The following is a 13,475-nucleotide window of genomic DNA, read 5'->3' on the forward strand; positions in this document are numbered from 1 at the left end:
TTCCTGTGCCATGACGCATGTGTTTACAGCGCAGATTTTAGCGCATCGACCAGATCGGTCTTTTCCCAGCTAAAGCCGCCATCCGCTTCGGGCGCGCGTCCAAAGTGGCCGTAGGCCGCGGTGCGTTCAAAGATGGGGCGGTTCAACTGCAGATGCTCGCGGATGCCGCGCGGTGTCAGGTCGATGATCTGACGGATCGCCTTTTCAATCGCCGCATCCGTAACATCCGCGTCGCCACCATAGGTATCGCAGTAGATCGACAGAGGCTTGGACACGCCGATGGCATAGCTCAGCTGGATCGTACACTTTTCGGCCAGACCGGCAGCCACGACGTTTTTCGCCAGATAGCGCGCCACATAGGCGGCAGAGCGGTCAACCTTCGTCGGATCTTTCCCCGAGAACGCGCCGCCCCCATGAGGAGCCGCACCGCCATAGGTATCCACAATGATCTTGCGCCCGGTCAGGCCCGCGTCGCCGTCAGGGCCGCCGATGACAAAGGTCCCCGTCGGGTTCACCCACCATTCGGTGTCGGGGGTGATCCAGCCTTCGGGCAGAACCTGGGTGATATAGGGTTCGACGATGTCGCGGATGTCGGCACTGGTCTGGCCTGCATCGGCGTGTTGCGTCGACAAGACGATAGAGGACACGCCAACAGGCTTGCCGTCTTCATAGCGCACGGAAAGCTGGCTTTTGGCGTCGGGGCGCAATGTCGGCTCTGTCCCGTCTTTGCGCACCTCGGCCAGACGGCGCAGGATCGCATGGGCATAGTGGATCGGTGCCGGCATCAGCTCTGGCGTCTCGTTGGTGGCGAAACCGAACATGATGCCCTGATCGCCTGCGCCTTCTTCCTTGTCGCCTGACGCGTCCACGCCTTGCGCGATATGTGCCGACTGCGGGTGCAGCAGGTTGGTGATCTCGCAGGTGGCGTGGTGGAATTCATCCTGCTCGTAGCCGATGTCCTTGATGCAGGCGCGGGCGATGCCGTCGATCTTGCCAAGGTATTCATCCAGCTTGTCCTTGTTCGACAGGCCAACCTCGCCGCCGATGACCACGCGATTGGTGGTCGCAAAGGTCTCCGCTGCGACACGCGCTTCGGGTTCTTCGGTCAGAAAGGCATCAAGTACGGCGTCGGAAATCCGGTCGCAGACCTTATCCGGGTGGCCCTCGGAAACGGATTCCGAAGTGAACGTGTAGTTTTTGCGGGACATTTAGTGCTCCAATAGATTTCTTAGCCACGTCAGGAAGCCGTTGTGGCCGATTAACGGGGCTTAGCTTTGCCTGCCCCTTTGGTCAAACTTTAAGTTGCGTCGTCGGCGCAGGATAACAAGGGCAAACCCCGCCAAAGTTATGAAAAGAAACGGCCATTCGCCCCATCTGCTATAGGGTGTCGCAGGGCGTGGAGCGGGCAGAGGGGCATCCAGAAAGCCTGCCTCGTTCAGGGCCAAACTCTTTGTGATGCGGCCCCAGGGGTCAATCATCGCCGAAACGCCCGTGTTGGCGACGCGTGCCATGGGCAGACCTTGCTCTATCGCGCGCATCCGGGCCTGAGCCAGATGCTGCAACGGCCCCTGCCCCTTGCCGAACCACGCATCATTCGTGAGCTGCATCAAGAACGCAGGCCGCGCAGGTGCGGCGTTAACGTCCCGCGCAAAGACGGCCTCGTAGCAGATCAGGGGCAGCGCCTGGCCCAAGGGCCCCAGATCCATCAGCGCGGCCCCCGGACCCGAGGAAAACCCGCTGCCAAACTGCGCCGCCATGCCGCGCAGACCGATACGGCCCAACAGATCGCCAAAGGGGATATATTCGCCAAAGGGCACGAGGTGGTGCTTGTCATAGGTCTGCACAACCTCGGCATCTGGCCCCAGCACCACGGCCGAGTTGTAATAGGCCATGTCGTCGCGCCGCTGCACCCCCAGCACCACAGGCGTACCGGCGGCGGCTTCGCTGATATAGGTCAGCGCGCCATGGGCCAAATCAAGCGGCCATGCGATGGCGGTTTCGGACCAGAGGATCAGATCAGGCGCCGCATCCCCCTGCGCAGGCGGTGCAGCGGTCAGCGCCAGCTGACGATCAAAGAATTCGGGGATTTTGACGGGGTCCCATTTGTCTTTCTGCGCCGCGTTCGGCTGCACCATACGGATCATATGGTCGGTGATCGGCGCGTCGCCACCCCAAAAGGGCACCGTCAACGCCGCCACGCCCAAGACCCGCGCGCCCCAGACAGCGCCCTGCCGCAGCAACGGCCCCCGCGCGCGCTGTACCACCGCCACAGCCAGCGCGACAAAGGCAAGGGTCATGCCGTAGGGCCCCACCAGCGCAAGCCCCTGCCCGGGCCAATGGTTGACCAAAGACTGAGAGAACATCCCCCACGGGAAGCCGGTGAACAGATAACCGCGCAGCATTTCGGCGGCGGGCAGGACGAAGATCAGCGGCCAGACCTGTGCCGACAACCGGCGGGACACGTAGAACGCCAAAGCCCAATACAACGCCAAACCGCCCGTCAGCCCTGCCACAGCAAAAGGTGCCATCCAGGCATAGCGTTCAGGGTCGACCATGAAGGGCGATACCAGCCACGACCATCCGTGCAAGAAATAGCCAAAGCCAAAGCCCCAGCCGATCGCTGCGGCCTGCCGAGGCGTCGCAGCAAAGCGGTAGATCAACAGAACAGCCGCAAGTGCAGCCAGCAAGACCAGCGGCAGGTCATACGGCGCCTGCCCAAAGGCGGCGACAACGCCCGCAAGCACCGCGGCCCCGAACCGCATCCAAGCGGCACTACGCAAAGTCATCAGTGAGATCCGGCCATACGCACGCGCAAACGCTTGATCCGGCGCGGATCGGCGTCGATCACCTCGAACTCGGGGCCATCGGGATGCACGACCACTTCGCCACGTGCCGGCACCCGTCCCGACAGCATGAAGACCAACCCGCCGAGGGTGTCGATCTCTTCTTCGTCAACATCATCGTGGTCGGTCAGCGAATGGCCAATCTCGGCCTCGAAATCATCCAGAGGCGTCTTGGCCAGCGCAAGGTAGCAGCCGGGCTTTTCGACCGTCCAATACTTGCCTTCGTCCACGTCGTGTTCGTCTTCGATCTCGCCGATGACCTGTTCGATCAGATCCTCGATCGTGACCAGCCCGTCGACGCCGCCGTATTCGTCAATCACCAGCGCCATGTGGCGCCGTTCGGCCTGCATCTTGGTCAGCAAGACGCCAATGGTCATGGACGGCGGCACGAACAGCAAGGGACGCAGCATCGCCTGCAGGTCAAATTCGGTGTTTCGGCCGTTAAAGCCGTGGGTCAGCGCCAGATCCTTGAGGTGGGCCATGCCAACGGGCGTATCGAGCGTGCCGTCATACACCGGCAGGCGCGTCAGACCGCTGTCCTTGAACACGCCGACCAGCTCATCCAGCGTCGAGGTCACCGGCACGGCGGTGATATCCGCCTTGGGCACCGCCACATCATCCACCCGCATCCGGCGCAGGTTCATCATGCCGCGGGTCGACAGCCTGTCAGCCTGTGCCGCGGTGATCTCCTCCTCTTCCTCGTTGTCCGACGCGCTGAGTGCGCCCATGACCCGGGAAAAGAAGCCACCGGATTTCGGGGTGTCTTCGGTTTCTTCGGCCTCGGAGGCCGGTATGATGTCTTCCAACTGCGCGCTCTGCGCCGCCTCAGATGATCCGTCTGTGTCGCCCATCGGGTCCTGTCTTTATGTGTTTAGGCAGGCGGTTGCACTGCGTCGTCTCTATATGGGTCATCCAACCCCAATTTGCCAAGTATTTCTACCTCTAACCGTTCCATCAGGGTCGCATCCCCGTCCCGTTCGTGGTCATACCCCAACAGGTGAAGCAGCCCGTGCACGATCAAATGGGTCACGTGATCGGCCATCGGGCGGCCTGCGGCCTCTGCCTCGGCGTGGCAGGTGTCATATGAAATCGCGATGTCGCCCAGTTCCAGCATATTGTCGAACCCCGGCGTGACCGGTAGCGGAAGTTCGCCGTCGCGCGCGGCTCCGCGTTCCTCGGCAGGCCAGCTAAGCACATTTGTCGGCGTGGGCTTGTCGCGGAAATCTGCGTTCAACGTGGCGATATGGGCATCGTCGCAGGCCAGCACCGTCACCTCGGCGGTGTCGGCATCCAGCGACAGATGCGCCAATGTGGCGCGCATCGCGCGGGGGCATAGGGCATCAAGGTCCAGACCGGCCCAACGGGGGTCTTCCTCTATCACGTCAAGCGCCTGCATCAGCGCCCCACCGGGGGCCAGCCCCCGGCCCCCCGGAGTTTATCTGGCAAAATGAAGCAGCCGGGCATCACGCGTGGCCTGCATCTGCTTCATAGGCTTCGATGATCGCGGCCACGAGCGGGTGGCGCACCACGTCTTTCGAGGTGAAGTAGTTAAAGCTGATCTTGGGGATCGTCTTGAGCAGCCGTTCCGCGTCTTGCAAACCCGATGGCACGCCGCGTGGCAAGTCGATCTGGGTCCGGTCACCGGTGATCACCATCCGCGAGCCTTCGCCCAGACGGGTCAGGAACATCTTCATCTGCATCGAGGTCGCGTTCTGCGCTTCGTCCAGCACAACAAAGGCGTTGGACAGGGTCCGCCCGCGCATGAAGGCGAGCGGCGCGATCTCGATCTTTTTCTCTTCGATCAGTTTGGCCAGTTGTTTACCGGGCAAGAAATCGTTCAGCGCGTCATAAAGGGGCTGCATGTAGGGATCGACCTTGTCCTTCATGTCACCGGGCAGGTAGCCGAGTTTCTCCCCCGCCTCAACGGCAGGACGCGACAGGATGATGCGGTCCACGTGGCCCCCGATGAACATCGACACGCCGACGGCCACCGCAAGATAGGTTTTACCCGTACCGGCAGGGCCGATGCCGAAGGCCAGTTCGTTATCGAACAGTGATTGCACATAGGCTTTCTGCGCAGCCGTGCGGGGTTCGACGCGTTTCTTGCGGGTCTGGATTTCGACGCCGCCCAAATTCGGCATCTCGATCTGGTCGCCCGGGCGCACCCCCGTCCCAGCCGCTGAATCGCCCATGCGCAGCAAACTGGTGACATCGGCGGGCTCCACACTGCGCCCGCCTTCCAGTCGGGCGTAAAGCCCTTCGAGCACAGAGGCCGCGCGGGTGGTCGCGTCTTCCTCTCCCATCACCGACAGATGGTTGCCCCGACGCACGATCTGGACCTCAAGCGCCGTCTCTACGGCGGTCAGGTTGGCGTCATAGGGGCCGCAGAGATCGATCAGAAGCCGGTTGTCCGGAAATTCAAGCTGCTGCGCGTGAGAAGCGGGAGGCGTCATTGTGTCACTAGATGGCAAAGCGTTTTCCTAATTGGAGGTGTCTTTGGATTAATATGGGTCCCATATTCAAACTATGTACCCCTTTGAGCCGACAAAAAAGGGCCGGAGCGTAAAACGCGCCGGCCCGATCCTATGTGCAGGAGTGGTCGCAAGATCAGTTGGGATCTCGGACGCGCGAGCCGCCTTTGAAGTCGCCCGCCGTATATGTGGGCTGGGCCACGCCAGAGCAGACCGGCTTGCCGTATTTGTCCAGTCGCTGGCTCAGGTAGCCTTCGACGCCGTCATCGATGATCCAGTGGTCGCAGCCGTTGGGATCGACCCAGATGCCGGCCTGAAGCTGGCTCAGGTGCTTTTTGTCAAAGCCACGGTCGACGGTTTTATCGGCGGGATAGCCCCGGCCTTCGTAGTCAGCGCAGGCACCCAGTGTCAGGGCGCAGGCGGTGACCATCATAATCTTAGCTTTCATCACGTTACTGTCCCTTTAGCGAATGCAGATGATTTCGACGCGGCGATTCTTGGCCATACCGCCCGCTGTGCCATTGGACGCCGCTGGCATCCGTTCGCCATAGCCACGGACATCCGCGATGCGGGCCCCCGATTGCTGGGCGATGCTGGCAACCGCATTGGCACGGTTCAGCGACAGCTTCATGTTATAGGCATCCGACGCGCGGCTGTCTGTGTGCCCGCTGATGATATAGGACACGGCACCCGTGGTCTTGAAGAATTCAGCCAGACGGGCGCGGCCCTGCGGGTGCACACGGTAGCTGTCGGTGTTGAAAAACTGGTCCGTATTCATCACGCCGCAGACGTTACCCCGGCGGCAGACCGGAATACCCTGACGGGTGACATGCGGTGTCATATAGCCTTCGGCACCGTCATCCATGACCCAATGTTCACACCCATCGGGGTCAACCCAGATCGTTGGAATATACTGGCCCTTGTCGCGGCCCTGTTGAGATCTTGTTTGTGCATCGGCAGCAGATGCCTGAAGCACGAATGTTGCGGCAATCATCGTGCCCGCAAACAGCCGTAGCCCCTTGGAAATTGTATTAAACACAGCCCTCGTCCTTTTCTTACTGTCCCCCAGCCGGAAGACCCACAGATACCCCAGGCACCACGGTCGTCCGCTATATGTTGTGAGATTAAGAGGTAAACGCGCTTCTGTGAAGCGCGAATGCGGCCATATTTACTATATTACTGCCACACTTACGCCATTTTCCGGCCATTGCAGCCGTTTTGGTCTACAATCATTGCGGGCAAATCGCGACCGGTGACACCTAAATCTGACGCGCCGTCAGCGAATTGGTTTTGGCATCAACGATTCTGACGCGGACAACGTCGCCAATTTCGGCCTGCGCCTCGTCGATATGCACAGAGTGGAGGTATTCGGATTTCCCCACCATCTGCCCCGCCTCGCGGCCCGCTTTTTCGACAAGAACAGAAACATCGCGCCCCACCATGCTGTTCTGGATCTCGCGCTGTTGACCGGTGATCAGCCCTTGCAAGCGCTGGAGGCGTTCGTCGGCTATGGCGGGCTCTACCTGCGGGCGTTCGGCGGCGGGGGTGCCGGGACGGGTCGAGTATTTGAACGAATAGGCGTAGCCGTATTTCACCTCGCGGACGAGCGCCATCGTGGCTTCGAAGTCTGCGTCGGTTTCTTCGGGGAAGCCGACGATGAAATCGCCCGACATCACGATATCGGGGCGAGCGGCGCGGATGCGTTCGATCAGCCGCAGATAGCTTTCGGCGGTGTGGCTGCGGTTCATCCGCTTGAGGATACGGTCCGAGCCGGATTGCACGGGCAGGTGCAGATAGGGCATCAGCTTGTCGATCTCGCCATGGGCGGCGATCAGCGCATCGTCCATATCGTTGGGGTGGCTGGTGGTGTAGCGAATACGCTCTAGCCCGTCGATCTTGGCCAACTCCTTGATCAGGCGGGCGAGCGTGTAATCCGCCCCCTCTTCCCCCACGCCGTGATAGGCGTTGACGTTCTGACCCAGCAGGGTGACTTCGCGCACGCCGCGTTCTACCAGTTCGCGCGCTTCGGTCAGCACGCGGGTCGCGGGGCGCGAGACTTCGGCCCCGCGGGTATAGGGCACCACGCAGAAGGCGCAGAATTTGTCGCAGCCTTCCTGCACCGTCAGAAACGCAGACGGCGCACGCGTCGCTTTGCCGCGGCCTTTCAGCTTTTCGAATTTATCCTCTTCGGGGAAATCCGTATCAAGCGCGGTTTTGCCAGAGCGCACGCGCGCCTCCATCGCGGGAAGGCGGTGATAGGATTGCGGCCCCACGACCAGATCGACGGCCGGCTGACGGCGCATGATCTCTGCCCCTTCGGCCTGCGCCACGCAGCCTGCGACGCCAATCTTCAAATCGGGGTTCAGTTCTTTAAGCGGCTTTAGGCGGCCCAGTTCGGAATAGACTTTTTCTGCTGCCTTTTCACGGATGTGACAGGTGTTCAGCAGGATCATATCGGCGTCAGCTGCGGTCTTTGTCTCGACGTAGTTATCGCCCAGAGACTCGGCCATACGTTCACTGTCGTAGACATTCATCTGGCAGCCGTAGGTCTTGATGAACAGCTTTTTTGGCGCGGTCATGGCAGGGTCCGTTGATCAAAGGTGCAAAAGCGCGGTCTAACAGCGCCAGCGTTCTCTTGCAATGCGTCCCGATTTGACAGATTTAAGGCACAGTACAAATAGAGCCGGGGTGTCATGCAGTACCGCAGTCTTGACCATTTTATCAGCGACAGCAAAGCGGTGCTGAGCAAGGGGCCCATTGCCCTCATCATGGTCGAGGACGCGATAGAGATCGAGACGACCCTGCGCCACCACCAGCAGCTTGGCTTTGCCACCGTTGTCGCCTTTATGCCCGCCAGCTTCGCGCTGGCCCGTGATGTCGCCGAAAGCAAAGGCGTGCTGCGCGTGGACTACGACATGGACCGCGAGGGCGCGCTGGAAAATGCCGTAAACGCCGTGATCGAGGCCGCACCGGGGCAATGGCTTTATACCTGCTACAACGCCGAATATCTGTTCTACCCTTTCTGCGAGACGCGCACCGTGGGGGAGTTGCTGGCCTTTCACACGGAAGAGCGCCGCGATGCAATGCTCACCTATGTCGTTGATCTTTATGCAGATGATCTAGATGCCGCCCCGAACGCGGTATCGCTGGACAACGCCTTTCTGGACCGGTCCGGCTATTACGCGCTGGCGCGGCCTGACGGCACGCCGGACAACCATCCCAAGGAACGGCAGCTTGATTTCTTTGGCGGATTGCGTTGGCGGTTCGAGGAACATGTGCCCGCCGCGCGGCGCAAGATCGACCGTATCTCGCTGTTCCGCGCCAAGCCCGGCTTGCGGATGCGGGACGATCACACCTTCACGGATGAAGAATACAACACCTACGCCTGCCCGTGGCACCACAATATCACGGCGTCGATCTGTTCTTTCCGCACGGCCAAGGCGCTCAAGTCCAACCCGGGCAGCAGGGATAGTATCGCCAGCTTCAAATGGCACAACTCCGCGCCGTTTGAATGGCATTCTCGCCAACTGCTGGATCTGGGGTTGATGGAACCGGGGCAGTGGTTCTGAACGCACGGGACCGGTAAAAACCGTGCCCCAGACCGAACGACCCTAGCCCTTGCGGCGCAGACGGATCACCACATCGACCGAGGCGATCTCGGCCCCTTCGGGGGCGTCGGGCAGTTGCGCGATCACCAATTGGTCAGAGGGCGCATCGGACAGGCGTGCCTCGTCCTCCCAGAAAAAGTGGGGGTGATCATGGGTGTTGGTATCGAAATAGCTTTTGGACCCGTCAACCGTGACTTCCTGCATCAGCCCCGCGTCGCAAAAGGCGCGCAGGGTGTTGTAGACCGTTGCCAGCGACACGGCATCGCCCTGCCCCTTGGCCGCGTCAAACAGGCTTTCGGCGGTGACATGGCGGTGCTGACCGTCGCCCACCAACAGATGCGCCAGCGTCATGCGCTGCCGCGTGGGGCGCAGGCCCGCCTTGGCAAGCCACTCAGAACTGATCTGCTGTGTTGTTTGGGTCATTGGCTATAAGTCCCTCTCATGCGCTATATATAAGGGGCAATGGGGGCGGTTTTCAAACGGAAATCCGGAAACTCTTGCCAGCGCAGCCTTTCGCCGTCGCGTAAATGCGGTGTGCCTGCGCCCTTGCGGGCCTGCGGCGCGCAATGCTAAACCTGCCGGGATTTGAAATTCAGCCCTCAGGAGCCGCGATAATATGGCCGACTACCCCACCAGCTTTGACAAAGAAGCCCTGCTCAAATGCGCCCGTGGCGAGCTTTTCGGCGAAGGCAATGCGCAGCTGCCCGCCCCGCCGATGCTGATGATGGACCGGATCACAGACGTCTCCGCCGATGGCGGTGCCCATGGCAAAGGCCACATCACGGCGGAATTCGACATCACGCCGGACCTGTGGTTCTTTGACTGCCACTTCCCCGGCAACCCGATCATGCCCGGCTGCCTTGGCCTGGATGGTCTGTGGCAGCTGACCGGCTTTAACCTGGGCTGGCGCGGCTGGCAGGGGCGCGGCTATGCGCTTGGCGTGGGCGAAGTGAAGCTGACCGGCATGGTACGCCCTGACCGCAAGATGCTGACCTACAAGATCGACTTTACCAAAGCGATCCAGACCCGCCGCCTGACCATGGGCGTTGCCGATGGCATCGTCGAAGCCGACGGCGAAGTGATCTATCAGGTCAAGGACATGAAGGTCGCGCTAAGCGAGAGCTAAGCCCACCCGTCAGATCATCGCTCGGATCACCTTGCTGATCATCCAGACAGACTGATGACTTGATTTGTCGCCCCATAGGCGGCAAACGGGTAACGAACGTGCGGCCCCGCGACAAGCGTGCGGGCCGCGCAGCATCAAGAGGGCACCCGCCCCACACAGATTAAGGGAGTGCAGCCCATGCGCCGCGTCGTCGTCACAGGATTGGGAATTGTCTCGTCCATCGGAAACAATGCAGAAGAAGTTCTGGCATCGCTGAAAGACGGGACCAGCGGCATCGTCGCCAGCCCCGAAATGACAGAGCACGGCTTTCGCAGCCGCGTTGCAGGGACGCTCAAGATTGATGTGGCCGACCACATCGACAAACGCGCGCTGCGTTTCATGGGCGGCGGTGCGGCTTATGCCTATATCGCCATGCAGCAAGCCATCGCGGATGCGGGCCTGAGCGAAGACCAGATCAGCAACCCGCGCACCGGCCTTGTGGCGGGCTCTGGCGGGCCGTCGACATCAGCGCTGTTCACCGCACATAACGTGGTACGCGACACCGGCGCGACCAAGCGGATCGGACCGTTTGCCGTGCCGAAATGCATGTCCTCCACCGTCAGCGCGAACCTGTCCACCGCCTTCAAGATCAAGGGCATCAACTATTCCATCACCTCGGCCTGCTCTACCTCGCTGCATTGCATCGGCAACGCGGCGGAACAGATCATGCTGGGAAAACAGGACGTGATGTTCGCTGGCGGCGGCGAAGAGCTTGACTGGACGCTGTCCTGCCTGTTCGACGCCATGGGCGCGATGAGCAGCAAATATAACGACGCCCCCGAAACCGCGAGCCGCGCCTTTGACGCCAACCGCGACGGGTTCGTCATCTCGGGCGGCGGCGGTATGCTGGTGCTCGAAGAGCTTGAGCACGCCAAGGCGCGCGGTGCCACGATCTATGCCGAAGTCACCGGCTATGCGGCGACATCCGATGGTCATGACATGGTGGCCCCGTCCGGCGAGGGCGGCGAACGCGCCATGCGCTTGGCACTGGAAACCCTGCCCGAGGGCCGCAAGGTCGGCTATATCAACGCGCACGGCACCTCCACACCTGTCGGCGACGTGGGCGAGATCGAAGCGGTCCGTCGCGTCTTTGGCCAAGGCAGCACGCCCCCCGTCAGCTCGACCAAGTCGATGACCGGCCACGCCCAAGGCGCCGCCGGCGCGCTCGAGGCGATCTTCTGCCTGCTGATGCTCAAGAATGACTTTATCGCCAAGTCCATCAACGTCGTTGATCTGGACCCGAAACTGGACCCGTCCGAAATCGCGCTGGAGCGTGTGGACAATGCCGGCCTAGATTCGGTGATGACCAACTCCTTCGGGTTCGGCGGCACCAACGGATCGATGATCCTTTCCAAATTCCAAGAGTAAGGGCAGCAGATGTCAGACATGCTTAAAGGAAAACGCGGCCTGATCATGGGTGTCGCGAACGAACGCTCCATCGCTTGGGGCATTGCCAAGGCGATGGCCGAAGCCGGTGCGGAACTGGCGTTCACCTATCAGGGCGAGGCCTTTGGGAAGCGTCTCGAACCTCTGGCGCAGAGTGTAGCGTCGGACTTCATGGTCGATGTCGATGTCACCGACGACGCCTCGCTTGATGCCGCGTTTGACCAATTGGGCGCGCGTTGGCCAACGATCGATTTCGTCGTCCACGCCATCGCCTTTTCCGACAAGTCCGAGCTGACTGGCCGCTTCCTGAACACCAGTCGCGCGAACTTCAAGAACTCCATGGATATCTCAGCCTACTCCTTCATCGAGATCGCCCGCCGTGCGCACCCGCTGATGGTCGAGAATGGCGGCACCCTGCTGACGCTGACCTATATGGGATCCAACCGCGTGACGCCCAACTACAACGTCATGGGCGTGGCAAAGGCCGCACTGGAAAGCGCCACGCGCTATCTGGCGAATGATCTGGGCCCCGAAGGCATCCGCGTCAACGCGATCAGCCCCGGCCCGATGAAAACGCTTGCCGGTGCCGCGATTGGCGGGGCGCGCAAGACCTATAAGCACACCGACACAAACGCCCCCATGCGCGCCAATGCGACGTTGGAAGCGGTTGGCGGGACCGCGGTCTATCTGGCCTCGGATGCCGGGGCTTGTACAACGGGCGAGATCATCCGCGTCGACGGCGGGTTCCATGTGCTGGGGATGCCGCAAGCCGAGCATCTTTGACGGTACTGGCGGACCGGGGCGCTGCCACAAAGTTCTATTTACGGGGCTCTGCCCCGGACCCCGGGATTTCAGACCATTTGGAAATAGGGCGTCGCGTTTAGCGCAGGGGCGGGGTTTGGTAGAGCCAGACCTTCATGCCGCCATGGGCGATCGCAGGGCCTTGGGGTTTCCACGGCAGGCCCGTGGCTTTGGCCAAGGGCGGCTCGGACGTGACGAGGCCAACGCGCCAGCCTTTAAAGCGGGTCAGCAGCGTTTGGCCGAGCGTACCATAAAGCGGATAAAGCAGTTTCTTGTTGCCGATGCGCCCGCCGTAGGGCGGGTTCACCATGACAAGGCCGGGGGGGCCATCGGGCGGCGTCAGCTCCCCCGCGGCGTGGTTTTCGAAGGTTACGGCATCGGCCACCCCTGCCCGTTCGGCATTCATACGGCTCATCCGGACGGCACCGGCGTCGCGGTCGGAACCGTAGAACCGCAGCGGCGTCGACGTGGCGGGGGTGTCTCGCATGGCGGCCCATTGGTCAGCGTCAAAACTGGCGAGGTCTTCGAAAGCGAAATGGCGCGAGCGGCCGGGGTTGAGGCCCATGGCGATCTCGGCCGCCTCGATTACGAAGGTCCCTGAGCCGCACATCGGATCGACCACCGTCTCGGTGCCCGTGTACCCCGCCTGACGCAGCATCAGATAGGCCAGATTTTCGCGCATCGGCGCTTTGCCCACGGCTTCCTTGTGGCCGCGCTTGTGCAGCGCATCACCCGAAGTATCGAGGCTGATGGTCACCACATTGTCGTCGATCCGGACCTTGAGCACGAGTGCCGCCTCGGGCGAGATCGTAACCCCGAGACTTTCGCGCAAGGCGGTTTCAATCCGCTGCGTCGCGGCACCGGCGTGATAGATTTTAGAGGCTTTCGTGGTCACCTGCACCCGTAGCGGCACATCGGCTCGCAGCACATCGCCCCAGGGGAACTTGCGCGCGCGCTTGTCCAGCTGCGCCAGATGGAACGCCATGAAGGACCCGATCCGCGCCAGCACGCGCGAGGCTCCGCGCAGTTGCAGGTTCGCGCGCCAGACCTCGGGCCAGCCGCCCTGCACCGTGATCCCGCCGGGCGAGGCCACAGGATTGGCAAAGCCTTTCTCTGTCACCTCGGCGAGAAGCATGTCTTCCAGACCGGGGGTGGCCACAATAAAAATGTCGAAGGTGTTTTGACTGTCCATAACCGCTGC

14 protein-coding genes and 1 riboswitch are annotated in these 13,475 nt (G+C 61.5%); of the genes, 4 read left to right on the forward strand and 10 right to left on the reverse strand.

Annotated elements, in window-relative coordinates:
• Positions 1–23 precede the first annotated feature (23 nt).
• From metK to miaB, 8 genes are all read right to left on the reverse strand, one after another.
• Complete coding sequence (gene metK / locus AB1495_RS02225) at positions 24–1,208, reverse strand: methionine adenosyltransferase (RefSeq protein WP_074634659.1); 1,185 nt, start codon at positions 1,206–1,208, stop codon at positions 24–26.
• Between the two features lie 4 nt (positions 1,209–1,212).
• Positions 1,213–1,260, reverse strand: a riboswitch (SAM-SAH riboswitch).
• Positions 1,261–1,268: 8 nt separating this feature from the next.
• Positions 1,269–2,786 (reverse strand): apolipoprotein N-acyltransferase, encoded by a 1,518-nt coding sequence (gene lnt / locus AB1495_RS02230; protein ID WP_074634660.1) that lies wholly within the window; start codon positions 2,784–2,786, stop codon positions 1,269–1,271.
• On the reverse strand, positions 2,786–3,694 hold the full coding sequence (locus AB1495_RS02235) for a hemolysin family protein (RefSeq protein WP_005849427.1): 909 nt from the start codon (positions 3,692–3,694) through the stop codon (positions 2,786–2,788). The genes lnt and AB1495_RS02235 overlap by 1 nt, the downstream gene beginning before the upstream one ends.
• Before the next feature lie 20 nt (positions 3,695–3,714).
• Entirely contained in the window at positions 3,715–4,239 is a 525-nt protein-coding gene (gene ybeY / locus AB1495_RS02240; RefSeq protein ID WP_074634661.1) for an rRNA maturation RNase YbeY, read from the reverse strand.
• A 67-nt stretch (positions 4,240–4,306) separates the two neighbouring features.
• The gene (locus tag AB1495_RS02245; RefSeq protein WP_009825126.1) at positions 4,307–5,296 is read right to left on the reverse strand and encodes a PhoH family protein; all 990 of its coding nucleotides are present in this window, start codon (positions 5,294–5,296) and stop codon (positions 4,307–4,309) included.
• Positions 5,297–5,450: 154 nt separating this feature from the next.
• A complete protein-coding gene (locus tag AB1495_RS02250) occupies positions 5,451–5,762 on the reverse strand; it encodes a hypothetical protein (RefSeq protein ID WP_005849430.1) in 312 nt (103 codons plus the stop codon).
• Positions 5,763–5,777: 15 nt separating this feature from the next.
• A complete protein-coding gene (locus AB1495_RS02255; protein WP_005849431.1) occupies positions 5,778–6,353 on the reverse strand; it encodes an OmpA family protein in 576 nt (191 codons plus the stop codon).
• A 220-nt stretch (positions 6,354–6,573) separates the two neighbouring features.
• Positions 6,574–7,893, reverse strand: a complete 1,320-nt coding sequence (miaB, locus tag AB1495_RS02260; protein ID WP_074634662.1) for a tRNA (N6-isopentenyl adenosine(37)-C2)-methylthiotransferase MiaB — start codon at positions 7,891–7,893, stop codon at positions 6,574–6,576.
• Positions 7,894–8,007: 114 nt separating this feature from the next.
• Between miaB and AB1495_RS02265 the strand changes: the two genes are divergently transcribed.
• Entirely contained in the window at positions 8,008–8,883 is an 876-nt protein-coding gene (locus tag AB1495_RS02265; protein ID WP_037966229.1) for a glycosyltransferase family 2 protein, read from the forward strand.
• A gap of 42 nt (positions 8,884–8,925) precedes the next feature.
• Here AB1495_RS02265 and irrA read toward each other — a convergent pair whose 3' ends face one another.
• A complete protein-coding gene (gene irrA / locus AB1495_RS02270; protein ID WP_005849434.1) occupies positions 8,926–9,345 on the reverse strand; it encodes an iron response transcriptional regulator IrrA in 420 nt (139 codons plus the stop codon).
• Positions 9,346–9,538: 193 nt separating this feature from the next.
• Here irrA and fabA point away from each other — a divergent pair, with 193 nt between their 5' ends.
• From fabA to AB1495_RS02285, 3 genes are all read left to right on the forward strand, one after another.
• On the forward strand, positions 9,539–10,048 hold the full coding sequence (gene fabA, locus AB1495_RS02275) for a bifunctional 3-hydroxydecanoyl-ACP dehydratase/trans-2-decenoyl-ACP isomerase (RefSeq protein ID WP_005849435.1): 510 nt from the start codon (positions 9,539–9,541) through the stop codon (positions 10,046–10,048).
• Between the two features lie 177 nt (positions 10,049–10,225).
• Positions 10,226–11,455, forward strand: coding sequence for a beta-ketoacyl-ACP synthase I (gene fabB, locus AB1495_RS02280; protein WP_005849436.1), 1,230 nt, complete (start codon positions 10,226–10,228; stop codon positions 11,453–11,455).
• A gap of 9 nt (positions 11,456–11,464) precedes the next feature.
• Complete coding sequence (locus tag AB1495_RS02285; protein ID WP_074634663.1) at positions 11,465–12,256, forward strand: enoyl-ACP reductase; 792 nt, start codon at positions 11,465–11,467, stop codon at positions 12,254–12,256.
• Positions 12,257–12,353: 97 nt separating this feature from the next.
• Here AB1495_RS02285 and AB1495_RS02290 read toward each other — a convergent pair whose 3' ends face one another.
• On the reverse strand, positions 12,354–13,466 hold the full coding sequence (locus AB1495_RS02290; RefSeq protein ID WP_074634664.1) for a class I SAM-dependent RNA methyltransferase: 1,113 nt from the start codon (positions 13,464–13,466) through the stop codon (positions 12,354–12,356).
• Positions 13,467–13,475: the final 9 nt, after the last annotated feature.

This window comes from Sulfitobacter pontiacus (genome assembly GCF_040790665.1).
Classification (GTDB): Bacteria; Pseudomonadota; Alphaproteobacteria; order Rhodobacterales; family Rhodobacteraceae; genus Sulfitobacter; species Sulfitobacter pontiacus.

What these genes read in the sequence shown, in the direction of transcription:
- miaB (WP_074634662.1), bottom strand. Translation starts at nt 7,893, where the DNA reads ATGACCGCGCCAAAAAAGCTGTTCATCAAGACCTACGGCTGCCAGATG.
- AB1495_RS02290 (WP_074634664.1), bottom strand. Translation starts at nt 13,466, where the DNA reads ATGGACAGTCAAAACACCTTCGACATTTTTATTGTGGCCACCCCCGGT.
- AB1495_RS02235 (WP_005849427.1), bottom strand. Translation starts at nt 3,694, where the DNA reads ATGGGCGACACAGACGGATCATCTGAGGCGGCGCAGAGCGCGCAGTTG.
- ybeY (WP_074634661.1), bottom strand. Translation starts at nt 4,239, where the DNA reads ATGCAGGCGCTTGACGTGATAGAGGAAGACCCCCGTTGGGCCGGTCTG.
- AB1495_RS02285 (WP_074634663.1), top strand. Translation starts at nt 11,465, where the DNA reads ATGTCAGACATGCTTAAAGGAAAACGCGGCCTGATCATGGGTGTCGCG.
- fabA (WP_005849435.1), top strand. Translation starts at nt 9,539, where the DNA reads ATGGCCGACTACCCCACCAGCTTTGACAAAGAAGCCCTGCTCAAATGC.
- lnt (WP_074634660.1), bottom strand. Translation starts at nt 2,786, where the DNA reads ATGACTTTGCGTAGTGCCGCTTGGATGCGGTTCGGGGCCGCGGTGCTT.
- fabB (WP_005849436.1), top strand. Translation starts at nt 10,226, where the DNA reads ATGCGCCGCGTCGTCGTCACAGGATTGGGAATTGTCTCGTCCATCGGA.
- irrA (WP_005849434.1), bottom strand. Translation starts at nt 9,345, where the DNA reads ATGACCCAAACAACACAGCAGATCAGTTCTGAGTGGCTTGCCAAGGCG.
- AB1495_RS02265 (WP_037966229.1), top strand. Translation starts at nt 8,008, where the DNA reads ATGCAGTACCGCAGTCTTGACCATTTTATCAGCGACAGCAAAGCGGTG.
- AB1495_RS02250 (WP_005849430.1), bottom strand. Translation starts at nt 5,762, where the DNA reads ATGAAAGCTAAGATTATGATGGTCACCGCCTGCGCCCTGACACTGGGT.
- metK (WP_074634659.1), bottom strand. Translation starts at nt 1,208, where the DNA reads ATGTCCCGCAAAAACTACACGTTCACTTCGGAATCCGTTTCCGAGGGC.
- AB1495_RS02245 (WP_009825126.1), bottom strand. Translation starts at nt 5,296, where the DNA reads ATGACGCCTCCCGCTTCTCACGCGCAGCAGCTTGAATTTCCGGACAAC.